We start from the raw sequence: 23,969 nt of genomic DNA, 5'->3' as shown, positions 1-23,969 counted from the left end.
TCAGCGCTTGGGCGATCCCCTCCAGAAACCGCTCATACGCCAATTGACACGGTTCTTCGTCGATGAAAATGCACAGCGTGGCCGCTGCTGCTTGCGACAGAATCTTCGTCAATACACTGGATGGGATTTTGCACCCGCCCCCACCACTCTCAGACTTATCCATGCGCTGACAAAACATCGACATTAAAATCAATTTTCCATATTTAAAACAGCGTATTAGCGCACTGAAACACTCGGTTGCGTCCTATTTTCCGGCAACCAAACTCGCATGGGTTCATTGCAGGAACATGACAAAATAAAGGCATTTTTAAGACCGGCGAATGTGGGTGCGTAATGCGGTATGAACCATTCACGGAGGGCTGCACACCGTTGAAGTCGTTGGGGACTATTCGCTCACCAAATGGATTACCGTCTTGCCCTTGCCGCGACCTTCCGCGACCTGGCGAAACGCTTCGTTGACTTCATTCAGTCCAAATGGCTGCTGATCTATCCGGATCGTCAGTTGCCCGGCATTTGCCAGCGCGGCGGCCTCGCGCAGGATAGCCCCGTGGTTTTCGCGCCCCTTGCCTGTGAGCAACGGCGTCAGAGTAAATACGCCCGAGTAGGTTGCGCTTTTAAACGACAGCGGCGCGAGGCTGTGCTGCCCCCAACCCAGGCAGCTCAGTACGTGCCCGGTATAAGGCTTCACTGCCTTGAACGCCGCATCCAGGGTGCTGCCTCCCACCGTGTCGTAGACGATGTCGAAACCTTCCCCCGCCGTATGCTGCTCGACATAGTCATCTACGCGCTGCGCACGGTAGTCAATAGCCGTTGCACCCAGTGAGCGAATGAAGTCGAGACTCGCCGCCGAACCGGTGGCATAGACTTCGGCACCGCGAGCCTTTGCCAGTTGCACAGCCACTTGGCCGACCCCGCCTGCGCCGCCATGAATCAGCACACGTTGACCTGCACGGACATTGGCGCGATCCACCAACCCTTCCCACGCAGTAATGAATACCAAAGGCAATGCGGCCGCCTCACGCATGTCGAGTCTGTGCGGCTTTAACGCGATCAGACGTGCATCCACGGCAATGTACTCGGCCATAGTGCCCTGGGCGCCGCCGATCCCGCCGGCCATACCGAAGACTTCCTGGCCAGGGGTGAAGCCTTCAACCACCTCGCCCAGTCCGATGACCGTTCCGGCGAGGTCCAGGCCGAGTACTGCCGGCAGCTCTTGACGGGCGTGGGCGCCTGCGCCGATCGCGATCTTGGTATCGAGAGGATTGACCCCCGCGGCGTGAACCCTGATCAGGACCTGCCCTTTACCTGGAACAGGGCGAGCGATGTGGCGGACGGTCAGAGGGACCTGGGCAGATTCGGCGATAGCGGCAAGCATGGTGTGATTCATGACGCAAACCCTATGATTGAATGGACGCTTACAGGTTGCCGCGCTTTCATTGTTCCGATAAGAAACTGAATTTGCATATGACTTATTCCACAAAGAGGCCTAATTGCCGATGGACCTGTTCGACAACATGCACATCTTTGTACGCGTCGTGGAGCGCGGGTCGTTTTCTGCGGTAGCTCGAGAGCTGAACATGGGGCAGCCGGCAGTGAGCAAGCAAGTCCGCGCACTGGAACAGTATCTGGGCGGGCCATTGTTCGCCCGCAGCACCCGGCACCTGGCCCTGACCGACCAGGGCCAACGCTTCTACAGCCACTGCCAAGAAATTCTCGGCCACCTCGAAACCGCCACGCTTAGCTTTGCCTGCGGCCAGGAGCAGATCGCAGGCCCCCTGAGAGTAACGGCACCGGTCAGTTACGGGAGGTTGTGCATAGCGCCGCTGGTAGGGCCTTTTCTGCAGCGCTATCCCGACGTCCGGATTGACCTGCGGCTGAGCGATTACAATGAAGACCTGCTCAAGGAAAACATCGACCTTGCGATCCGGATCGGGACGGTCAAGAGCGAGGGATTGGTGGCAATGTCTCTGGGTACCAGCACGCGGCGGGTCTATGCCGCGCCCGCCTATCTGGATCTACACGGTCTGCCACGCGAGCCCGATGACCTGACAGGCCACAACTGCATCGGTTTCACGTTGCTGGAGCACTATGACACCTGGCACTTCAAGCACGGTGCAGGAGAGTTCGATGTGGCTATCAAAGGCAACGTCACCAGCAACAGCAGCGATGCCATCCGTGAAATGGTCCTCTGCGGCCTGGGCATTTCTCTTTCTCCAGAATGGCTGTTCGCAGCTGACGTCGAACAAGGCAACGTTCGTAGTGTGCTCAACGATTATCAGAACACCGCGCTGCCTGTAAGCGCCGTGTTCAGTCGTGAGCGGCGACATTCAGCGCGGACGATGGCGTTCATCGATTTTCTCCGGGCACACCTGTGAGGGTTTCCACACTGAGCCCAGGACCGTGATCATTCCTGCGATTGCGCCACCAATCGGTTAGACGTCATCCCCTAGTGTGCTGGAGCCATTCCTTCGGGCTTGCACCAACTTTGCGCCGAAAAGTACGGGCTAACGCAGACGGACTTTCATAGCCAACCTCATCGGCAATCAACGCGATGGGGCGCCCTTCACGCAGGCGTTTCTGCGTCAAGCTGATTCGCCAGTTCGCCAGATAATCTGCTGGGGTACTACCCACCGTCTCGCGAAAGTGCGCAGCAAAGCTGGCGCGTGACATACCTGAGCGATCCGCCAATTGCGCCACGGACCAATTGCGCTGTGGTTCGTTGTGGATGCCTACAAGCGCGCGGGACAGCTGAGCATTAGCCAATCCGGCCATCATCCCTGACGCAATGCTACGACTAGCGATGAGGTGGCGAAACAGCTGAATCACCATCAGCTCGAACAGACGGTTGAGGATGACATCACGGCCACACTCGTCGCCGAAGGCTTCTTCAAATAGCCAGTCGAGGGTGCCACTCAGCCCCTGCAGTTCACGAAGTGGCTTGATGATGAAGTCCGGTAAAGCCAGAGTCAGGGGATTATTCGCCCCGCCATCAAATTGCAAGGTTGCACAGACCAACTCCGCTTCATCTGCTTCGATCGCCAGCAACTGATGCTCCTGCGGGCGCACCGCCAGAATCAGGCTGGGCTCCGTCAACTCAATGAGCTGGCCGCGCTTGTCCCTTAGGGCCAGGCGTCCCGAACGCAGTAAATGTGCATGCCCGAAACTGCCCTGCCCATAGAGGTTGGTTGTTCCGCAAAAACCACCCTGGTGAAACGTGGACGCGTGCAGATTGAAGTGTTTAAGCAGTGTCGATAATCGGTCCATAGCTCGCTCAAATTTAGACGATCTGTTGCATAAGTTCGACGATCTGAATCCGAAAGGAAAGTCTGCCTCTCTAATATTGACACCAGGCTTGATCGACAAGCCGGCTAATCAATCTACTGGAGAATTACCATGACTCGTATCGCTGCTCTCTCGCTGGACCAAGCCCCTGCTGGCTCGCGCGCTGCTCTTGAAGGTATCCAAAAAGGTCTTGGGTTTATTCCCAACGTATTTAAAACCCTGGCTCACTCCCCGGCCGCATTGAGTGGTTACCAGAGCCTCGCTCAGGCCTTGGGTAAAACCTCACTGAGTGCCGTTGAGCGTGAGGTCGTTGCCCTCGCTGCGTCAGAGGTCAACGGTTGCGACTACTGCGTGGCCGCACATGCATTCTTTGGGGCCAAGGCTGGCTTGAGCGAGGAGGCCGTTGGCAAAGCACGCATGGGCACACTCAGCGCGGTCGCGGCTCTGGCGCATCAAATCACCGAAAGCCGCGGACAATTGAGTGATGCCCAGATCACCGCAGCGCACAACGCCGGTCTTACCGATAGCAAGATCGTGGAGGTGGTGGCACAGATCACGCTGTTAACCCTGACCAACTATTTGAACAACATCGCCGCTACCGATATCGACTTCCCGCCATCGTCAAACTAACGGCTATTTCCGTAGCAGTTTCCAGCACCTGCAATACCAAGGTCAGCCCTTGTTGCTGACCTTGAAGGCCTGGCGGCGATTCATGACGCTCAAAGGCCCCATCATTCAGACCTGCCGAAAGCACATCCTCGCCATGCCCTCCGCTAACCATCGAGATTTCTCACTTAATCATTGTTCATTTTTGAGTTAGCTTAAGCCTGAATTCAAGATAATGTTTAGCGCACTCTAAGCAAACACCCTTAATTACGGTAGCTTCCCCGATTTTTTTCAAGATAAGCTTTCGGCCGGCTTGAGATATCTTTCCATATGCCTACATTTATCCATCACGACCTTGAGCTTCTCAATCCATCCTTTGACTCGGACCTTGTCGATGTACTGAGCGAACTGGAGCATCTGCGTCGCCTAAGGCTTGAAGGTGATACGCCGCCGCAGGTGTTCTACCAACTCAAATCGCTTTTCCATGCACTGGAAAGCCTCGGTTCTGCCCGCATAGAAGGCAACCACACGACGTTGGCGGACTATATAGACAGCAAGGTCGAAGGTAAGGCCCAGGACACGGACCCGTTGCGCGAGGTGGCCAATATTGAAAAGGCGATGGACTACATTGAGCGGATCATGGCGCCCGGCGCAGCGCTGACCGAGCAGATGATTCGAGAGCTGCACGCGATGACCGTCGACGATCTGGTGCGTGAGGGCGACAAAACGCCCGGAGCCTATCGCAGTGGAGAGGTCAGAATATCTCAGTCTGATCACCAGCCTCCTGACTTCATCCACGTTCAAGCGTATATGCAGGAACTTGTCGCATTCGTGAATCACGAAGCCCCCCCGAAATACGACCTCATGAAGGTTGCGCTCGCTCACCATAGATTTGGATGGATACATCCATTCGGCAATGGCAATGGCCGCGTGGTCAGGCTGCTAACCTACGCACTCCTGATCAAGTATGGTTTCAACGTCAACGCCGGCGGCCGTGTCCTGAATCCTACGGCCGTATTCTGCAACGATCGTGAGCGCTATTACGCAATGCTTGCCACCGCCGACAAAGGAACAAAGGACGGACTGGAGGCGTGGTGTACCTACGTGCTGGAAGGGGTTCGTGAGGAGCTGGAGAAAGTCGATCGCCTCACAGACTACGCATACCTGACCAAATGCATACTCGTGCCTGCCGTGGCCTTCGCACGCGAACGCAAATGGATCACGGAGACAGAGGAAGCAGTGCTATTGGCCGCAATAAAACTGAAGGTCGTAAAATCGGCAGATGTAGCAGCCGTACTCCCACAGCAGTCGAGCAATCAACGGACTTACCTGATCAAAAAGCTGGTGGACCAAGGGATGCTTCTACCGCTGAACGCCGGCGCGAGGCAGTACACGATCGGTTTTTCCAACAACTATCTCATTCGAGGTGTAATCAAGTCCCTCAGGGAGCAAGGCTTCATACCTGAGCCGCTGGAAAGACCCTGAGCATCGATTAAAAACCGAATGAGCGGAAATCCCCCGCCGCTGTGCAGCAGTCTATGACGCCCCTCAAGAAGCCCGCCTCCTGCGGGCTTTGTTGTTTCTGGCGGTCGCTCCTTGCCCCTTTACCTTCCTCCGTCGCAGTAATCGGGCTCTTCGCATCTCAAGGTTTACTCGGCTCCAGCCGATACGCTTCCACAGTCCCCGCAAAAGACCTAGCGAACTCAATACGCCATGAATAAAAGCCTTCGTTTCAGTCATAAAATTCTTTTGGCCGTGTCGCTGATAGTGATGCTCGCCTTCACCCTGTTCACGCTGTACAACGACTATCTACAACGCAATGCCACCCGCACCAGCCTGGAAAACTATTTGGCTGAAATGGGTGAGTCGACCTCCACCAATATTCGCAACCTGCTGGAGGGGCGGATCAATCTGGTGACGAACCTGGCGCAGAACATTGCCAGGGAGCCTGCCAATGCCGAGACGCTGATGGATGAAAGCGTCCTGACCTCAAGTTTTCTCACCGACTACCTAGGCAAGGTCGACGGCAGCTTCAGTATTCGTCCGAACACCAAGATGCCCGATGGCTATGACCCGCGCTCCCGGGCTTGGTACAAGGACGGTATGAACGCCAGCGGCGCCATGCTGACTGAGCCTTATATCGATATGGCCACCAACAAGATGGTCATTGGTGTCATCAGCAAGGTTTCCAGCAACATCGGTGTGGTCGGCGGCGATCTGGCGCTGGATGGCCTGGTGGAAATCATCAACTCGTTGAACTTTGGCGGCATGGGCTATGCCTTCCTGGTCAACGATCAGGGCAAGATCCTGGTCCATCCGGACAAAGCGCTGGTGATGAAGTCGCTTTCGGATTTGTACCCTACACACACACCGAAACTTTCCGGCGAGCTGACCGAGGTCCAGTTCAACGGGCAAGCCCGCTTGCTGACCTTCGCACCGATCAAAGGTCTCCCTTCGGCCAACTGGTACATCGGCCTGTCTATCGATAAAGACAAGGCTTACGCGACGCTGAGCAAGTTCCGCTATTCGGCGGTGATTGCCACCATCGTTGCGGTGGTCATCATCATCGTCCTGCTGAGTCTGCTGATCCGCGTATTGCTCCAACCGCTGCACGCGATGACCCGCGCAATGGAGGACATTGCCCAAGGCGAAGGTGACCTCACCAAACGCCTGGTCATCCACACGCATGACGAGTTCGGCATGCTGGGCAATGCGTTCAACCGTTTTGTCGAACGTATTCACACCTCGATCCGAGAGGTCTCGTCGGCGACTGAGCACGTCAACGAAGTGGCAATGCGCGTGGTCAGCGCCTCCAACTCATCCATGCTCAACTCCGACGAACAGGCTAGCCGAACCAACAGTGTGGCCGCCGCCATCAACGAACTGGGGGCCGCGGCTCAGGAAATAGCCCGTAATGCGGCTGAGGCCTCGCACCAGGCCAGCGACGCGCGCGGGATGGCCGAGCAGGGTCAGCAAGTGGTGGAGCGCAACATCGGTGCAATGAATCAGCTGTCGGAAATGCTCAGCGCCTCGAGTACGAATATCGAGTCGCTGAACAGCAAAACGGTGAATATCGGGCAGATCCTCGAAGTGATCACCAGCATCTCCCAGCAAACCAACCTGCTGGCGCTCAACGCGGCCATCGAAGCCGCCCGGGCGGGTGACGCCGGGCGTGGGTTTGCCGTGGTGGCCGATGAAGTGCGCAACCTGGCGCACCGCACCCAGGAGTCGGCGCAACAGGTGCAAACGATGATCGAGGAGCTGCAAGTCGGCGCCCGGGATTCGGTCAGCACCATGGGCGAAAGCCAGCGCCACAGCCTCGACAGCGTAGAGATCGCCAACCAGGTCGGCGAACGCTTGAGCAGCGTGACCCAGCGCATCGGCGAGATCGATGGGATGAACCAGTCGGTCGCCACCGCCACCGAGGAGCAGACCTCGGTGGTGGAGTCGATCAACATGGACATCACCGAAATCAACACGCTCAATCAGGAAGGCGTGGAAAACCTGCAATCGACCCTGCGCGCCTGCGCCGACCTGGAACAGCAGGCGGCACGCTTGAAGCATCTGGTGGGCAGTTTCCGTATCTGACCGGTTCCAGGCACCGATCCATAGACGTCCACGGCCGCCTATGAATCCCCAAGAAGCCCGCCTCGCGCGGGCTTTTTGTTGCTGCCATGCCACCGATGGCGCGGTTACAGCATGCGCAAATCCAGCGGGTATTCGACGATGACCCGCAGCTCGTCAACGTTGGCGTCGTAGTTACCGAAATCGCCTCCCACCCGGTGCGTCGCTTGCAGTACTTGGAGCTTCAGGTCCTTTGCCGGGCCGCTCTGAACGATGTAGCTCGCCCAGAAATCACGCTCCCAGTGCTTGCCGTCACTGACGCTGTTGAACGCTGTGTAGCCGCCCGTTGCTCGCGTGCCATCAATGTTGTCACCACGCAGGTAACGGCCCGTGAGGCTCAGCCCCGGCAGCCCTAACCCGGCGAAGTCATAGGTATAACTGGCCTGCCAAGAGCGTTCGTTGGGGTTGTTGAAGTCTGACCATTGGGAAGCGTTGTCGAGTTCCAGGTCGTAGGTGTTCCACACATAGTCGAACGGCGAGTCACCGCGCACTTGCTCGTAGGCCAGCAGAAAACGGTTGAATCCGACATTCAGCCCCAGGTGCGTGCTCCAGCTGTCGTTATCGATCTTACCCAGCAGGGCGTCGCCACTGTCACGGGTGCGGTAGTAATTGAGCCCCGTATCCCAAGTGATGGTGGGGGTCAGCCGTTGCTTGAAGTCGACCCGGGCGAAGGACTGGTTCCAGACGTTATCCAGGCGGCTGGTGTGCAGTTTGAAACTCCAGTTGTCGTTGAAGCGATAATCCGCACCGATGTACTGCACATTATCCGCCCCGGTCAAGCGACCACCGTAGACCGTGCCCAGATCACCGCTATGGTTGACGCCGCTGCGATCGCTGGACGCCGTCAGTTTGCCGCCCTCGATCTTCAAGCCGGCGATGGAGGTGTTGTCGAAGATCAGACCGGTCAGGGTTTGCGGCAACAGGCGGATATCACCGGCATGGAGTACCGGGCTGGTCGGGGACACATCGCCGTATTTGACCACCGTATCGAACGCCCGCACCTTGACCGCGCCACCGGCCTTGCCCCACTCATCCTTGGGCTCGCCGTTGTTATCGCCTTTGCGCGGAATCAACCCCGGCCCGCCGACACCGTTGCCCACCACGCCATCACCGCCGTCGAGCTTGACCCCGAACTGCCCGTAAGCATCGACCCCGAACCCCACGGGGCCCTGGGTAAAGCCGGATTCGAAGCGCCCGATGACCGAATGGGCCCATTCCGCCCGGCGGCTCTGGCGCGCCCCCGTGTGAGGGTTGGTTGCACTGCTGCCATTACGGAAATCCTGACTGAAATAGAAGTCCCGGTTGAGAATGTTCAAATGGCTATCTTCAATAAATCCATTTTCATTTTTATCACTGGCGGCCCATGAATAACCGGGCGCGGTAACGGCAAAAAACGCAGACAAAGCAGCTACTTTACGCATGTTGTTCTCTTCAAGCTGTCAAGGAGGGAGGGCGGCAAAAAATGCTGATCCTGCCTTAACATTCCGAAAATCATGCCAATACAATAAATACTTATATTTCAATTAGTTAAATAAAGTTATCCACTATTTATCGCATGTATTAATCCGCACTTTGCGCGTCCGCTGTTGCACTGCAAACACTTGGCACAAGTTGAACTTGTGCTGTCGCCTATACAAAAAAAAGGAAAGGCTTGTGGCCTTTCCTTTGGGTTACGCCGCGCAAGGCGGGGATCGACTGTTCGTAGAAAACAACGACCCGCTCGCCCCCTCGACAAGGGAGGGTTGGCTTGCAGACTCTGGCTTAACGGACCTTATTGCTCCTGGCTGCAATTGCGCGGGCTGATGCCTTTTTCCTTGGCGTACTGGGCCGCGGAAGCCTCGATGATCGGCCGCAGCAACGCACGGTCGGCCTGGACCCAGTCGCTGATCAGGTTCCAGCGCTGGCCGTCCCATTGCTGAAAGCGCACCGCGCCGCCGCCTTCATGATCGGCGCACGACAACTTCAACGGTTGCACCAGGCCCTTGGCGCCCAATGCCTGCAACCGCGCATCGTCGAGGTTCAGGTGTTCGAAGCCCCAACGCACCTGCTCGCCGGTCAACGGCTTGGCGCCGTATTTGGCCTGCGCAAGGCGCACGGCTTCGACGTTGAGAATGCCGTTCACCACACCGAGGTTGTAGTACACCGTACCGAAACGCTTCGGATCGGCCAGGTTGCCCTTGCCGGCGTCCACCACGCTTTGCTTGATGCCCTGCAGCACCGGGAAATCCGTCCCGGAAGGGTGCGTGGTGATGGAAATGAAGCCCTTGGCGGCCGCGCCTGCCGGCACCACGTCCTCTTCCGAGTTGCTCCAGATGTTGCCGATGATGTGATCCACCGGGTAACCGACCTTTTGCGCCGACTTCAGCGCCACCGGATTCATCACCCCCCAACCGCGCAGGATCACCCAGTCCGGCTTGAGGCGACGGATATTGAGCCACTGCGATTGCTGCTCGTTGCCGGGGTGCGGCACTTCCAGCAGGGTCAGTTCGAAACCAGCGTTTTTCGCTAGGGTTTCCAAGACGCCATTGGTTTCCTTGCCATACGGCGAGCCGTGGTACAGCACGGCGATTTTCTTGCCTTTGAGTTTGTCCGCCCCACCTTCGCGCGTGCCGATGTAGTTGATGATTGCCGAGACTTCCGAATACGGGTTGAGCTGCAGCGGGAACACGTAAGGGAACACGCTACCGTCGGTGGAATCGGTGCGGCCGTGGTTGATGGTGATCAGCGGCAATTTGTCGGCCGTCGAACGGTCCAGCGTCGCGTAGGCGATGCCCACCGACAGCGGGTTGGTCGCGGCGGCTGGCGCGCCGTTGAGGCCGCCTTTGAGGCGCTCGTAGCATTCGACGCCCTTCTCCACCACATACTCGGTTTCGCACTCGCTCCAGGTCAGCTTGACGCCGTTCACCCCACCCTTTGCGTTGATGTATTGCAGGTAGTCGATAAACCCGCCGAAGAAGCCGGTGCCACCGGCGGCGTAGGGGCCGACCCGATAGCTCTGCAAGGGGAAGTACTGTTCGTTGTCGGCGTGAGCGCCGGCACTGAGCCCGGCGGTGATCAAGGCCAGGCCCAATAGCAGGCGGCGCAGCGGTGTGCGGTGAGTCATGAAGGCAGTTCCTCGTGAACGAAGGATGGGGGTCAGGGATGAGAACAATCAGTAACGCAGCGGCCAGATCCGCGCCCGTTGGCGAAAGCGTTGCCACAGTCGGGCCAGGCCCTCGGGTTCCTTGATCAGAAAAGCGATGATCAACGCGCCAAAGAGCATTTTCTGCAGGTTTTCCAACTGGCCGGAATCGATCAGCCCACCGGGCAACAGCCCGAAGAGGTTGGCCAGCAGAATCGGGAACAGCACGATGAAAGCGGCGCCCAGGACATTGCCGAGCACACTGCCCAGGCCGCCGATAATGATGATGAAGAGCACTTGAAACGAGCGGCTGAGATCGAAGCCGTGGGGCTCCACCGTGCCCAGGTAGGCAAACGCCCACAGCGAACCGGCAACCCCCAGGTAGAAGCCACTGATGGCAAACGCCAGCAGCTTGGCCTTGAACAGGCGGATGCCGATCACAGAGGCTGCGGTGTCCATGTCGCGCACGGCCATCCAGTTGCGGCCCAACTCGCTGCGCACCAGGTTTTTGCCCAGCCAGAACAGCACCACGACCACCGTCAGGGTCAACAGATAACGCCCACGGGGCGAACTGAAATCCAGCCCCGCGATCAGCAGCGGTGGCGAGGTGATGACCCCGGAAGCGTTGTCGTTGGTGAACCAACTGAACCGGGTCAGCACCCACTCCACCACGAACTGCGCGGCCAGGGTCGCCACCAGCAGGTAAAAACCCTTGATCCGCAGGCTCGGCAGCCCGAAGGCCACGGCCACCAGCGCAGCGATCACCCCGCCCAGCGCGAAACTCACCAGCAACGGCAAACCCGGCACGCGCAATTGCAGGTTGTAGGCCGCGAACGCACCCACCGCCATGAACGCCGCCGACCCGAGGGACAACTGCCCGGCATAACCGGTCAACAGGTTCAGCCCCAGCCCCGCCAGGGACAGCACCAGCAGCGGCAGCAGAATCGCGCTGAACCAATAGTCATTGCCCAGCCAGGGCACCGCAATGAAGGCAAACCCCAACAGCAGCCACAAGCCCACGCGGTCCTGGCGCAAGCGGAACGTGCGCCGTTCCATCGCATAAGAGGTGCTCAGTTGACCGGCTTCTCGATAAAGCATGGAGGCATTCCTTGAAAGAAAATCAGACCCGTTCGATCGCCCGCTCGCCGAACAACCCGGCAGGCCGCACCAACAGAAACAGCAAGGCGAGGACATAAGGCACCCAGTTTTCGATGCCGCTGCCGATGATCGGGCCGAGGTAAATCTCCGCGACTTTTTCTGCCGCGCCGATGATCAGCCCGCCGACAATCGCCCCGCCGATGGAGGAAAAACCGCCGATGATCAACACCGGCAAGGCCTTGAGCACCACCAATGACAAGGAGAACTGCACCCCGAGGCGAGCGCCCCAGAGCAACCCGGCCACCAGCCCGACAAAACCCGCCACCGCCCAGACCAGCGCCCAGATGCGTGGCAGGCGGATGCCAATCGCCAGGGACGCCAACGGATCGTCGGCAACCGCGCGCAGCGACAGACCGACGCGGGTCCGGTTGAACAGCAGCGACAGGGCGATCACCAGTGTGGCGGCCGTTCCGGCGGCGAACAGGTCGAACTGCGAAAGCAGCATGCCGCGGATTTCCAACGGCTCATCAGCGATGCCCAACTCCAGGCCGTGGACCTGAGCGCCCCACAGGAACTGCGCAAACCCTTCGATCAGGTAGGACAGCCCAAGCGTGGCCATGAACAGGATGATCGGTGCGCGATTGACCAACGGCCGCAGCACCATTTTTTCAATCAGCAGCGCCAGGACCACCATGCTCACCAGGGTGATGACAAAGGCCCACACGAACGGGAAGCCGCGTTCGAGCAGGCTGACAAAGGTCAGCGCGGCGAACAGCACCATCGCCCCCTGGGCGAAATTGAACACCCCGGAGGCCTTGTAGATCAGGACAAAACCAATCGCCACCAGGGAGTACATGACGCCCGCCAGCAGCCCGCCAATCAGCACTTCGAAGAAAAATTGCATGTTCAATGGCTCTCCGCACGGGAACGCCGCGTGCCCAGGTAAGCGGCGATCACATCGGGGTTGGCGCGCACTTGCTCAGGCGTGCCATCGCCGATTTTGCGGCCGTAATCGAGCACCACCACGTGGTCGCACAAGCCCATGACCACCCCGATGTCGTGCTCGATCAACACCACGGTGGTGCCGAACTCGCGGTTGACGTCGCGGATGAATTGGCTCATCTGGCCCTTCTCTTCAGCGTTCATGCCGGCCATGGGTTCATCCAGCAGCAGCAACCGGGGCTGCGCAGCCAGGGCGCGGGCCAGCTCGACGCGTTTCTGCAAACCGTAAGGCAGCGTGCCCACCAGCACATGGCGCCAGGGGTGGATACGCAGAAACTCGATGATGTGTTCGGCGTGAAGGCGCTGCTCGTCGTCCTCGCGAGGCGCACGGCCCAGGCGCAGCATCTGCTCGACCCAACTGCTGCGGCGCTTGAGGTTGCGGCCGGTCAGCACGTTGTCGAGCACGCTCATGCCCTTGAACAGCGCGATGTTTTGAAAGGTCCGCGCAATACCGCGCTCGGCGGCCTGATGCGGGCGCATGCGCCGCCGGGCCTGTCCGGCATAGGTGATGCTGCCGCTCTGGGCCTGGTAGACACCATTGATCACATTGAGCAGCGAACTTTTGCCCGCGCCGTTGGGGCCGATCAATGCACAGATTTCCCCGGCCTTCACGGCGAAGCTGATGGAGGTGATGGCCTTGACGCCCTTGAACGACAGGGAGATGTCATCGAGCCGCAGTAATTCGGATTCAGTGGTTGCGCTCATGGGGCTCGTCAGACGGAGTGAGAAATCAGGTGGGTGTGAGCCTCGGCACGTTCCGGCCGGGCGGAAGGTTCCTGCCAGGCGCCCGGATGGATGCCCAAAGCACCAAAGAAAGCGGCGCTCTCTTGGCTCAGCGCGGGCCCGACCAGCAACGGCACGCGCAGGCGGCTCATGCCCAACACATCGAGCAAGGGTCTGCGGACCAGCCAGTAGCCGAGCCAGCGGCGCAAACCCTGGGCATCCGGCGTCATTGCCCAGCGGTACACCCGATGCGCGAGCGTGCCGGGCAACGGCAGGCGCTCTCGGGCCCACAGCTCCAGACGGGCATAGGACTCACGCGTGCCCAGCACCAGGGTTGGCCCCAATTCACGGCGATCGGTGTCGCGCGTGGCCATGGCTTCCGGGAAATTCAGGCAGAACCCGGCGCAGAGCCAGGGCGCCAGCAGGTAACGCGCCTGACCGCTGGCGGCGAACACGCGGGCGGCCAAGGCTTCTTCAGCGCCGCTCAGTTGCTCGCGCGCCACCAGCTTGCGTGCGCCCCCCAGCAATTGCGCATGGCTCAACCGCAGGGAAGGCCCGTGCGTATCGGCATGGAACACGAAGGCAACGGCTGCGGAGTCAGTGGCGCAGGCCGGCGGTTCCGCCGCCACGCCAGCGGACAAATCGGCGTAAGCGCTCAACCCCTTCCCGTCACCGGCATTCAGACCGCGCCCGTCGAGGAACAGCAATACCGGAGGCGCACGATCGGCATGACCGATCTGTTGCACCGCCTCCAGGGTTTCGGCCAGCACGAAGCTCGGGCGCAGCCGGGCCAGCAATGCGCGGTTGTCGCGTTCGGGGTCCAGCAGGGTGACGCTGCCGCCCAGCCACTGCGCGGCCAGGGCCAGCAACAAGGCTTCGGAACGGGCCTGGCTGATGATCAGTAAATCGTCGTGGCGACTGAACCCGCGCTGATGCAGGGCTGCCGCCAGGCGGCTGACCTCCTGCGCCAACTCGCTCCAAGTGCGGGCGTGCCAAATGCCCAGGCGTTTGTAGCGCAGAGCTATCGCCGAACCTCGGGTTTGGGCTTGCTGTAACAACGCCAGCGGCAGTGTCTGGGCCATGGGGACTCTCCTTCAGAGTGCTATACAGGCCCTTCTGCAGTCTCCATGCCAAGGTTTAAATCGTTATTTATCAATCACTTATATAAAAACCTCGAGCACAATCATGTATTGATTCGGCACAGCCTGCTTAACACCTGTTGCCCTGCGAACACTTCCCGCTTTGTGCACAACTGTCTGCCAGGCAACAGGGGTTCAACACTTCCTCTCCTCCAGCGACACTCAGCGTCTCGCAAAAAAACAACAATAGCCTTACAAATCAATAAGTTGATGGGTTGGTACGATGCTTGCTCCTTCAGAACCATCGGCCACAGCCACAGACTTGTTCCAACAAGCGCCTCCCTAGAGCCGTGCCGGCCCTGCGTTGCACAACCTGCTGCCGTCTTACCTTACCCAAGGCAGCGGGCTTCTTATTTTTGCAGCGAGGAGCATGTTGATGAGTCTTGATATTTTTTGGTTTCTGCCCACCTCCGGCGACACCCGTTACCTGGGCCGATCCGACAGCGGCCGCCCGGCCACCAATAAGTACATGCAGCAAATCGCGGTCGCCGCCGAGAGCCTGGGCTATGACGGGGTGTTGATTCCCACCGGCAGCAGTTGCCTGGACCCATGGATTACCGCCGCCAGCCTGGTACCGGTCACCCATCGCCTGAAGTTGCTGGTGGCGCTGCGCACCTCGCTGGGCAACCCCACGGCGTCGGCCCGTCAAGCGGCCACACTGGACCAGGCCAGCAACGGCCGCCTGTTACTCAACGTGGTGCCCGGTGGTGATGCCACCGAGTTGGCCGCCGACGGTATTTTCCTCGACCACGACCAACGCTACGAAGCCGCCGGCGAATTCCTGAGCGTTTGGCGTCGCTTGCTCAGTGGCGAGGTGGTGGATTTCACCGGTAAGCATGTGCGCGTCGAAGGCGCGCAGAACTTCTTCAAACCCGTGCAGCAACCGCACCCGCCCCTGTATTTTGGCGGGTCGTCCCCGGCCGCCCATGAGCTGGCGGCGCAACAGGTCGACGCCTACCTGACCTGGGGCGAACCGCCGGCGGCCGTGGCCGCGAAGATCGCCGATGTGCGCGAGCGCGCGAAAAAATATGGCCGCACCCTGCATTTCGGCGTGCGCCTGCATGTGATCGTGCGTGAAACCAACGAGCAGGCCTGGGCGGCGGCCGAAGAGCTGATCAGCCACCTCGACGACGATGTGATCGCCGACGCCCAAGAGAACTACGCCAAGATGGACTCCGAAGGTCAGCGCCGCATGGCCGCCTTGCATGGCGGACAGCGCGACAAACTCGAGGTTTCGCCCAACCTGTGGGCCGGTGTCGGCCTGGTGCGCGGCGGCGCCGGTACGGCGCTGGTGGGCGACCCTCAGACCGTGGCCAAGCGTCTGCAGGAATATGCCGACCTCGGCGTAGACCGCTTTGTACTGTCCGGCTACCCGCACCTGGAAGAGGCTTTCCGCTTTGCCGAACTGGTGTTCCCGCTGTTGGGCAAACAGCCTGTCACGGTCCGCGACCAAGTACTCACCGGCGGCGCGTTCGACGTGCGCGCCGGCCACACCTCGGCCAAGGAAGAGGCCACGGCATGAACGTGATTGATATGCGCTGCCGCCCGGCGTACCTGCACGATTTTTTCGGCGCCACCCCAGGCAGCGCCGAGACCGCCACTGCCCGCTGGCTGAACCGGCGGGTGGGCACGCGTGGCGACGACGAGCACTTCGCCCGTTCGCGCACACCCCAGGGGTTTCTCGATGAAGTGCGCGACGCCGGGTTGAGCCGGGCGGTGGTGGTCGGTCGGCACACCCCCGGCCAGCATCTGCCCAACGACCTGATTCACAGCATCGTGCGCGACCACGCTGAGCTGCTCGGCATCGCCAGCATCGACCCGGCGCTGCAGGGTATCGACGGCGCACTGGGCGAAATCGAGCGCGCCATCTCGGCGCTGGGCCTGGCCGGCATCGACCTGGAGCCGGGGTTTGGCGAACCGGCCAGGCAGGCGGATGACCCGTTGTACTGGCCGATCTACGAGCATTTGCAGGCACGCGGTATTCCGCTGTTTCTGATGAGCGGGCCAACCACCCCGGACCCCGCCTTCAACAACCCCGAACGCCTGGCCAAGGTCGCCCGGGCATTCCCGCAGTTGGCGATCGTCTGCTACCACGGCTACTGGCCCAACGTGCAGCAAGCGCTCGGCGTGGCCTTTCGCTACCCGAACATCTACCTGGTGCCGGACATGTACCTGTTCCAGCCCGGCAGCGAAGCCTACGTGCAAGCGGCCAACGGCTTTCTGGCAGAGCAGTTGCTGTTCGGCTCGTCCTATCCGTTCCGCCCGATTCGCCAATCCATCGAGGATGTCCTGCGCCTGGGGTTGCGACCCGAGGTGCTCGACAACGTCCTCTATGGCAACGCCGCCCGCCTGTTCGGGTTGTAGAACACGTCGCGCCACACGCCGGGACCGACCGCCACCCAGGCCGACCCGGCGTTGTTTTCCATTGCAAGGAGTTCCCCTGTGACCACCCCCAACGATCCTGTGCAGGTCGCCCGCCGTCTGGCGGCCGACTGGGCGAGTACAGCTGTCGAGCGCGACGAACGCGGCGGCACACCCAAGCGCGAGCGTGATGCCCTGCGCGACAGCGGCCTGCTGACCCTGAGTATTCCCCATGAATTCGGCGGCCTCGGCGCCAGCTGGAGCGACACCCTGAACATCGTGCGCGAGTTCGCCAAGGTCGACAGTTCGATGGCCCACGTGTTCGGTTTCCAACACTTGATGCTCGCCACCGTGCGCCTGTTCTCGCGGCCCGATCAGTGGCAGCCCTGGCTGGAACAGACCGTCCGCCAGCGTTGGTTCTGGGGCAACGCGCTCAACCCGCTGGACACCCGCACCGTGGCCACGCGTGTGGACGGCGGGCGCGAGTTCACCGGAATGAAAAGCTTCTGTTCCGGGGCCAGCGACTCCGACCGCCTGATCGCCTCGGCGCTGGAGGACAGTGGCACAGGCAAACTGCTGATCGCCGCGATCCCCACCGACCGCGCCGGCATTACCCTGCTCAACGACTGGAACAACATGGGCCAACGCCAGACCGACAGCGGCAGCGCCCGTTTCGAACGCGTGCGGGTCGCCGCAGATGAACTGCTGCTGGACCCGGGCCCGCTGAGCACGGTGTTTTCCGGGCTGCGACCGCTGTTGGCGCAACTGACCTTCGTCAACCTATTCCTCGGCATTGCCGAAGGCGCCTTTGAGCAGGCGCAGCACTACACCACCCACGAAGCACGCGCCTGGTTCAAGTCCGAGGTCGAGCGGGCGGTCGACGACCCGTATGTGCTGGCCCACTACGGCGAGTTCTGGGCCGGCCTGGAGGCAGTCCGCGCCCTGGCCGAACGGGCCAATGCGTTGTTCGACAAGGCCTGGAACCGTGGCGAACAACTGCGCGCCGAGGAACGGGCGAACCTGGCCCTGGCCATCGGCAGCGCCAAGGTCCACGCCACGCGAGTGGGCCTGGACCTCAGTTCGAGGCTGTTTGAGGTGACAGGCGCCCGCGCCACCCACGCCTCGCGGCGCTTCGACCGCTACTGGCGCAACCTGCGGACCCAGACCCTGCACGACCCGGTGGACTACCGCATCCGCGAACTCGGCGAATGGGCGTTGAAGCAAAAACCGCCGACACCGAGTTTCTATTCCTGACCACACGCGCCGGGTGTTCGCCACCGTTCACCAGAACAACAAAGTGTTGCTCCAGTGATAGGCCGCCAGCCCCAGGAACCGACAGAACCCAGGCATTACGGGCCTTTGGCACTCGGCATGAACCATGCAATCACCCCCTCAAACCACGAGTGAACGGCCCTGCGTGCCCCATGAATCAAGACAACTGGAGTTAATCGACTATGGCTTCCCGCATTATCCTCAATGCGTTTGAAATGACCTGCGTGAGTCATCAGGCCGCGGGCACCTGGCGGCACCCGGACAGCCAGGCATGGAAATACAAGGATCTCGATTACTGGGTCGAGTTGGCCAAGCTGCTTGAGCGCGGCTATTTCGACTCGGTGTTTATCGCCGACGTCGTCGGCGTCTATGACATCTATCGCGGCTCGGTGGAAACCTCCCTGCTCGACGCCGACCAGGTGCCGGTCAACGATCCGTTCTTTCAAGTGCCGGCCATGGCCACCGTCACCAAGCACTTGGGCTTTGGCGTGACCTCGGCGCTGACCTACGAACAGCCTTACGCCCTGGCGCGAAAGTTCTCGACCCTCGACCACCTGACCAAAGGCCGCGTGGCGTGGAACGTGGTGACCTCGTACCTCAACAGCGCGGCGGTCAACCTGGGCCTCAAGCAACAGATTTCCCACGACGAACGCTATGACATCGCCGATGAGTTTCTGGACGTGACCTACAAGCTGTGGGAAGGCTCCTGGGATGAAGACGCGGTGCTGCGTGACCGCGAGCGCGGGGTTTTTACCGACCCGAGCAAAGTCCATCCGATCGGCCACAAGGGCAAATACTACGATGTGCCGGGCATTCATCTGTCCGAGCCGTCGCCACAGCGCACCCCGGTGATTTTCCAGGCCGGCGCTTCCAGCCGTGGCCGCGCCTTTGCCGCCAAGCACGCCGAAGGGGTGTTCATCAGCCCGGCCACCGCCGAACAGGCGCGCGAGGTCTCCGATGACATCCGCAACCGCGCCGTGGCAGCCGGCCGCAGCCGTGACTCGGTCAAGGTGTTCACGCTGCTGACGGTGATCACCGGTGAAAGCGATGAAGCCGCGCAAGCCAAATACCGCGACTACCTGAGCTATGCCAACGGCGAAGGCATGTTGTCGTTTTACGGCGGCTGGACCGGCATCGATTTCTCCGAATACGACCCGGACCAACCCCTGGAAGCGATCGACAACGACAGCATCCGCTCGGTGCTGGAACTGCTCGCCACCGCCGACCCCGACCGCAAGTGGACGCCGCGCGACATCATCAAACACCGCAGCATCGGCGGCTTGGGCCCAGTGCTGGTGGGCGGCCCGAAAACGGTGGCCGACGAGATGGAGCGCTGGGTGGACGTCGGCGGTATCGACGGGTTCAACCTGGCCTATGCGATCACCCCGGGCACCTTCGAAGACCTCGTCGAGTTCATCGTTCCGGAGCTGCAACGCCGGGGCCGTGTCCGCACCGCCTATGAGGGCGACACCCTGCGCGAAAACCTCCTCGACGGCACTTCGCCGTATGCCGCCGATGACCATCCGGCGGCGCGTTATCGCGGAGCGTTCAAAACCGGCGCCAACGCCACCGACCACACCAAACCGTCCAGATTCTCCGACCTGACTTGACGCTTGACTGCGCTGAAGAGGAATTCATCCTATGTCCAGTTTCACCACGCTGAACACATTGTCTGTCGGCACCGATTACGAAGCGCTCGCCGCGCGTTTTCGGCCGATCTTTGCGCGGATTGCCGAAGGCGCGGTCGAGCGCGAACGCAGCCGCACGCTGCCGTTCGAACCGATCCAATGGCTCAAGCACGCCGGGTTCGGCGCCGTGCGTGTCCCGGTCGAATTCGGCGGGGCCGGCGCCTCGCTGCCGCAACTGTTCCAACTGTTGATTGAACTGGCGGCCGCCGACTCCAACGTGACACAAGCCCTGCGCGGGCATTTTGCGTTTGTCGAAGACCGCCTCAACGCTCAGGCATTCAGCGCCCAGAACGCCTGGTTCGAGCGGTTTGTGGCCGGGGAACTGGTCGGCAATGCCTGGACCGAAGTCGGCGACGTGAAGATCGGCCAGGTGATTACCCGCATCAGCCGCCAGGGCGAGCAATGGGTCGCCAACGGCACCAAGTTCTACAGCACCGGTAGCCTGTTCGCCGACTGGATCGACCTGTACGCCCAACGGGACGACACCGGCGCCGACGTGATCGCGGCGGTCCGCGTGCAGCAACCGGGTGTGCGGCAAAGCGACGATTGGGATGGCTTTGGGCAGCGCACCACCGGCAGCGGCACGTCAGTGTTTGAAAACGCAGTGGTCGAAGACGACCACCTGATCGACTTCTCGACGCGCTTTAAATACCAGACGGCGTTTTACCAACTGACCCTGCTGGCTGTCCTGGTCGGGTCGGGGCAGGCGGCCGTGCGAGAGGTGGCCCAACAGGTACGTGTTCGCGCCCGGGTGTTCAGCCATGGCAATGCGGCAGCGGTGCGTGACGATGCCCAGGTGCAGCAGGTGGTCGGCAAAGCCTCGGCGCAGGTCTACACCGCCGAAGCGGCCGCCCTGCGTGCCGCCGCGGCGTCGCAACGCGCCTACGTGGCGCACTTCGCCAAGGATGCACAGGTCGAACGCGAGGCCAACATCGCTGCGGAGCTGGAGTCGGCCCAAGCGCAAGTGGTGATTGCCGAGCTGGTGCTTCGCGCCACCAGCGACCTGTTCAACGCCCTGGGCGCTTCCGCCGCACGCACGAGCCTGCAACTCGACCGCCACTGGCGCAATGCGCGCACCGCGGCCTCGCATAATCCATTGATCTATAAAGAGCGGATCATCGGTGATTGGGAAATCAACGGCACCGAACCGCCCTACGTGTGGCAGATCGGCAGTGGCGGCCCGCAAAACCAAGCGGCGAAATAGCGCCAGCACGTAAAACCGCGACCTGAAATGCCCCGGCCCGTCGGGGCATTTTTTTCCGAGCCGCCGAAAAAGCTGCGCCGCGTCCCTCGCGGCCTCGTGCATGCGCGCAAAAAAACAGCCCATCTGTATTTTGACGCTCCCCGCAGCCCGCTGTTAGTGTCCAGCCTCCCCCTCGCACATGGAGTACACCACGGTGAAACTGGACATCTACCAAGTCGACGCCTTCAGCCAACACCCTTTCGGCGGCAACCCCGCTGCGGTGTGCCCGCTGACCGAGTGGCTGAGCGACGTGCAACTGCAAAACATCGCCGCCGAAAACAACCTGTCCGAAACCGCCTACTTCGTACCGCGTGACGATTTTTATGAGTTGCGCTGGTTCACCCCGACCGTCGAAGTCGACCTGTGCGGCCATGCCACGCTTGCAGCGGCGTGGGTGTTGATCAATGCGTTGGCGGATGCGCCTGACGTGCTGCGGTTTGCAACGCGCAGCGGCGAGCTCCGGGTAACCCGCGAGGGCGATGAACTGGCGATGGATTTCCCGGCGAAAGCGCCACAAGCGTGCGAGCCGCCTGCCGGAATGTTGAGCGCGCTGGGGATTGAACGCGCCGAGGTGTTCGGCACCGATGACTACATCGTGTTGCTCGACGACGAAGCCCAGGTCGCCGCGCTCACCCCGGATTTCGCCCGGCTCAAGGGCCTGCCCAAACGCGGGATTGCGGTGACGGCCAAGAGTGCGCGGTTCGATTTCATTTCCCGTTGGTTCGGCCCGAATGTGGGGGTCAATGAAGACCCGGTCACCGGTTCGGCGCATACCTCGTTGGCGCCGTTCTGGGCCGAGCGCCTGGGCAAGACAAGCCTGAGCGCCGAACAGGGCGGCACGCGCAAGGGCCAGTTGCGCTGTGCCCTCAAGGGCGACCGGGTGATTATTTCCGGCAAGGCTGTGCTGTATATGCAGGGCTCGATCTACCTGTAAACGCACTCCCCAAGAACGACAGATCATTCGCAAAATGAACGGAGTTCAACGCGTGTTTTCGATTGCCCGCCGTCACCTGACGGTCATTGCCGCAGCCCTGGCCCTGGTGGCCTGCCACTCCCCGGTCAACGAACCGCCAGCGGCGCCGGAGTTGGGCTCGGGCTATCGCACCGACCTCAGCCCGCGCCATGCCGCGCAGCATATGGCGGCGGCGGCCAACCCGCTGGCGGCCGAAGCCGGGCGCGAGATGTTGCGCCAGGGCGGTTCGGCGATCGACGCGGCGATTGCCATGCAGGCGGTGTTGACGCTGGTGGAGCCGCAGTCGTCGGGGATTGGCGGCGGCGCGTTCATCATGCTGTGGGACGGGAACCGCATGCAGGCGTATGACGGCCGGGAAACCGCACCGGCCGGGGCGACCGAGCGCTTGTTCCTCAAGCCCGACGGGCAGCCGATGGCGTTTACCGCAGCGCAGATCGGCGGGCGTTCGGTGGGCACCCCGGGGGTGTTGCGAGCGCTGGAGCTGGCGCACAAAAAGACCGGGCATCTGCCCTGGGCCCGGTTGTTCGAGCCGGCGATCCGGCTGTCGGAACACGGCTTCGCCATCTCGCCGCGCTTGCACAGCCTGATAGCCGCTGACCGTTTTATCCCACAGTCGCCGGAGATGGCGGCCTACTTTCTGAACGCCGATGGCACGCCCAAAGCCACCGGCACCCTATTGAAAAACCCGGCGCTGGCCGCCGTGTTCAAGCGCATCGCCGAGGAAGGCCCGGACGCGCTGTACCACGGCCCGATCGCCGACGAGATTGCGCGCAAGGTGCAGGGCCACCGCAACGCGGGCAGCCTGTCCGAGGCCGACCTTGCAGGCTACGCGGCCAAGGAACGCGCGCCGCTGTGTACCGATTACAAGCGCTGGAAAATCTGTGGCATGCCGCCGCCGTCGTCGGGCGGGATTGCCATCGCGCAGATCCTCGGCACGTTGCAGGCCCTGCAAGCCCGCGACCCGCGCCTGGCCATCGCGCCCATGACGCCGCTCAAGAGCGCCTCCCCCGCCGGCCTTGAGCCCACGCCCGAAGCGGTTCACCTGATCGCCGAGGCCGGGCGCCTGGCCTTTGCCGACCGCGCCCTGTATGTGGCCGATGCCGACTTTGTGCCGGTGCCGGTCGCCGGCCTGGTCGCCCCGGATTACCTGGCCCGACGCGCCGCGCTGATCGGTGAACGCAGCCTGGGCATCGCGCAGCCGGGCCAACCGGCGGGCATTCAAGTGGCGTATGCCCCGGACCGCTCGCCGCTGCGCATCTCCACCTCACAAGTGGTGGCGGTGGATGACCAGGGTGGCGCCGTGTCGATGACCACCACGGTGGAGTCCGCATTTGGCTCGCACCTGATGGTCCAGGGCTTTGTGCTCAACAACCAGATGACCGACTTCTCGTTCATTCCCGAAGAAAACGGCCAGCCGGTGGCCAACCGCGTGCAACCCGGCAAACGCCCGCGCTCGGCCATGGCGCCGACCCTGGTGTTCGACCGCCACAGCGGTGAGTTGCTGGCCGCCCTGGGTTCGCCGGGCGGCTCGCAGATCATCGAATACGTGAGCAAATCCCTGGTGGCGATGCTCGACTGGCAACTCGACCCGCAAGCCGCGATCAGCCTGCCCAACTTCGGCAGCCGCAATGGCGCTACCGAACTGGAAACCGGCCTGTTCAGCCCGGCGTTGAAACAGGCGCTCAGGGACAAGGGCCATGCGCTGAGCGAGATCGAGATGACCAGTGGCATCCAGGCCATCGTTCGCACGCGGGATGCGCAGGGCAAGGTGCTGCTGAGCGGCGGTGCCGACCCTCGGCGGGAGGGAGAGGCGTTGGGCGATTGATCGTTAATGCAC

General features: G+C 61.4%; 19 protein-coding genes and 1 pseudogene. 12 read left to right on the top strand and 8 right to left on the bottom strand.

Translation table 11 applies throughout. The annotated features are described in order from the left end of the window. Positions 1–385 precede the first annotated feature (385 nt). Positions 386–1,387 carry a zinc-dependent alcohol dehydrogenase family protein gene (locus JN756_RS03535; RefSeq protein ID WP_201021785.1) on the bottom strand — a complete coding sequence of 334 codons (1,002 nt, stop codon included), beginning with the start codon at positions 1,385–1,387 and terminating at the stop codon, positions 386–388. A gap of 109 nt (positions 1,388–1,496) precedes the next feature. Here JN756_RS03535 and JN756_RS03530 point away from each other — a divergent pair, with 109 nt between their 5' ends. Beyond that, positions 1,497–2,375 carry a LysR family transcriptional regulator gene (locus JN756_RS03530; protein WP_201021784.1) on the top strand — a complete coding sequence of 293 codons (879 nt, stop codon included), beginning with the start codon at positions 1,497–1,499 and terminating at the stop codon, positions 2,373–2,375. A 64-nt stretch (positions 2,376–2,439) separates the two neighbouring features. Here the strand turns inward: JN756_RS03530 and JN756_RS03525 are convergent, their stop codons facing one another. Next, on the bottom strand, positions 2,440–3,264 hold the full coding sequence (locus JN756_RS03525) for an AraC family transcriptional regulator (RefSeq protein ID WP_201021783.1): 825 nt from the start codon (positions 3,262–3,264) through the stop codon (positions 2,440–2,442). Positions 3,265–3,393: 129 nt separating this feature from the next. On the opposite strand from JN756_RS03525, the gene JN756_RS03520 reads away from it, so the two are divergent. From JN756_RS03520 to JN756_RS32305, 4 genes and pseudogenes are all read left to right on the top strand, one after another. After that, a complete protein-coding gene (locus JN756_RS03520) occupies positions 3,394–3,912 on the top strand; it encodes a carboxymuconolactone decarboxylase family protein (protein WP_017844477.1) in 519 nt (172 codons plus the stop codon). 306 nt (positions 3,913–4,218) lie between these two features. Beyond that, complete coding sequence (locus JN756_RS03515; RefSeq protein WP_108525214.1) at positions 4,219–5,373, top strand: Fic family protein; 1,155 nt, start codon at positions 4,219–4,221, stop codon at positions 5,371–5,373. Positions 5,374–5,601: 228 nt separating this feature from the next. Then, positions 5,602–6,618: pseudogene (locus JN756_RS32310) on the top strand (HAMP domain-containing protein); the annotation flags it as partial. Positions 6,619–6,681: 63 nt separating this feature from the next. Further along, positions 6,682–7,476 (top strand): methyl-accepting chemotaxis protein, encoded by a 795-nt coding sequence (locus JN756_RS32305; protein ID WP_390896568.1) that lies wholly within the window; start codon positions 6,682–6,684, stop codon positions 7,474–7,476. Positions 7,477–7,580: 104 nt separating this feature from the next. Here the strand turns inward: JN756_RS32305 and JN756_RS03505 are convergent, their stop codons facing one another. The 6 genes from JN756_RS03505 to JN756_RS03480 form a co-directional block, all read right to left on the bottom strand. Next, on the bottom strand, positions 7,581–8,933 hold the full coding sequence (locus JN756_RS03505; protein WP_046384795.1) for an OprD family porin: 1,353 nt from the start codon (positions 8,931–8,933) through the stop codon (positions 7,581–7,583). Positions 8,934–9,283: 350 nt separating this feature from the next. Continuing rightward, positions 9,284–10,615 (bottom strand): ABC transporter substrate-binding protein, encoded by a 1,332-nt coding sequence (locus JN756_RS03500; protein ID WP_079442781.1) that lies wholly within the window; start codon positions 10,613–10,615, stop codon positions 9,284–9,286. Between the two features lie 48 nt (positions 10,616–10,663). Further along, positions 10,664–11,731, bottom strand: coding sequence for a branched-chain amino acid ABC transporter permease (locus tag JN756_RS03495; protein ID WP_046384797.1), 1,068 nt, complete (start codon positions 11,729–11,731; stop codon positions 10,664–10,666). Positions 11,732–11,753: 22 nt separating this feature from the next. After that, entirely contained in the window at positions 11,754–12,635 is an 882-nt protein-coding gene (locus JN756_RS03490; protein ID WP_201021782.1) for a branched-chain amino acid ABC transporter permease, read from the bottom strand. 2 nt (positions 12,636–12,637) lie between these two features. Next, positions 12,638–13,438, bottom strand: a complete 801-nt coding sequence (locus tag JN756_RS03485; RefSeq protein ID WP_201021781.1) for an ABC transporter ATP-binding protein — start codon at positions 13,436–13,438, stop codon at positions 12,638–12,640. An 8-nt stretch (positions 13,439–13,446) separates the two neighbouring features. Continuing rightward, positions 13,447–14,538, bottom strand: coding sequence for an AMP-binding protein (locus JN756_RS03480; RefSeq protein WP_201021780.1), 1,092 nt, complete (start codon positions 14,536–14,538; stop codon positions 13,447–13,449). Between the two features lie 433 nt (positions 14,539–14,971). Between JN756_RS03480 and ssuD the strand changes: the two genes are divergently transcribed. The 7 genes from ssuD (at position 14,972) to ggt (ending at position 23,957) form a co-directional block, all read left to right on the top strand. Further along, a complete protein-coding gene (gene ssuD, locus JN756_RS03475; protein ID WP_108525204.1) occupies positions 14,972–16,117 on the top strand; it encodes an FMNH2-dependent alkanesulfonate monooxygenase in 1,146 nt (381 codons plus the stop codon). Continuing rightward, positions 16,114–16,959, top strand: coding sequence for an amidohydrolase family protein (locus JN756_RS03470; RefSeq protein WP_201021779.1), 846 nt, complete (start codon positions 16,114–16,116; stop codon positions 16,957–16,959). The genes ssuD and JN756_RS03470 overlap by 4 nt, the downstream gene beginning before the upstream one ends. 78 nt (positions 16,960–17,037) lie before the next feature. Beyond that, entirely contained in the window at positions 17,038–18,210 is a 1,173-nt protein-coding gene (locus JN756_RS03465) for an acyl-CoA dehydrogenase family protein (protein ID WP_057005646.1), read from the top strand. A 200-nt stretch (positions 18,211–18,410) separates the two neighbouring features. Beyond that, on the top strand, positions 18,411–19,838 hold the full coding sequence (locus JN756_RS03460; RefSeq protein WP_126588926.1) for an LLM class flavin-dependent oxidoreductase: 1,428 nt from the start codon (positions 18,411–18,413) through the stop codon (positions 19,836–19,838). Positions 19,839–19,869: 31 nt separating this feature from the next. Continuing rightward, positions 19,870–21,120 carry an acyl-CoA dehydrogenase family protein gene (locus JN756_RS03455; RefSeq protein ID WP_046384805.1) on the top strand — a complete coding sequence of 417 codons (1,251 nt, stop codon included), beginning with the start codon at positions 19,870–19,872 and terminating at the stop codon, positions 21,118–21,120. A 193-nt stretch (positions 21,121–21,313) separates the two neighbouring features. After that, positions 21,314–22,093, top strand: a complete 780-nt coding sequence (locus JN756_RS03450) for a PhzF family phenazine biosynthesis protein (RefSeq protein WP_108525196.1) — start codon at positions 21,314–21,316, stop codon at positions 22,091–22,093. Positions 22,094–22,127: 34 nt separating this feature from the next. Further along, on the top strand, positions 22,128–23,957 hold the full coding sequence (ggt, locus tag JN756_RS03445; RefSeq protein ID WP_201021778.1) for a gamma-glutamyltransferase: 1,830 nt from the start codon (positions 22,128–22,130) through the stop codon (positions 23,955–23,957). Positions 23,958–23,969 lie beyond the last annotated feature (12 nt).

The sequence above is a fragment of the Pseudomonas sp. Y39-6 genome (genome assembly GCF_023651955.1).
GTDB classification, from domain to species: domain Bacteria; phylum Pseudomonadota; class Gammaproteobacteria; order Pseudomonadales; family Pseudomonadaceae; genus Aquipseudomonas; species Aquipseudomonas veronii.
The sequence above is the reverse complement of the archived record's forward strand: the minus strand, read 5'-3'. Positions and strand labels throughout refer to the sequence as shown.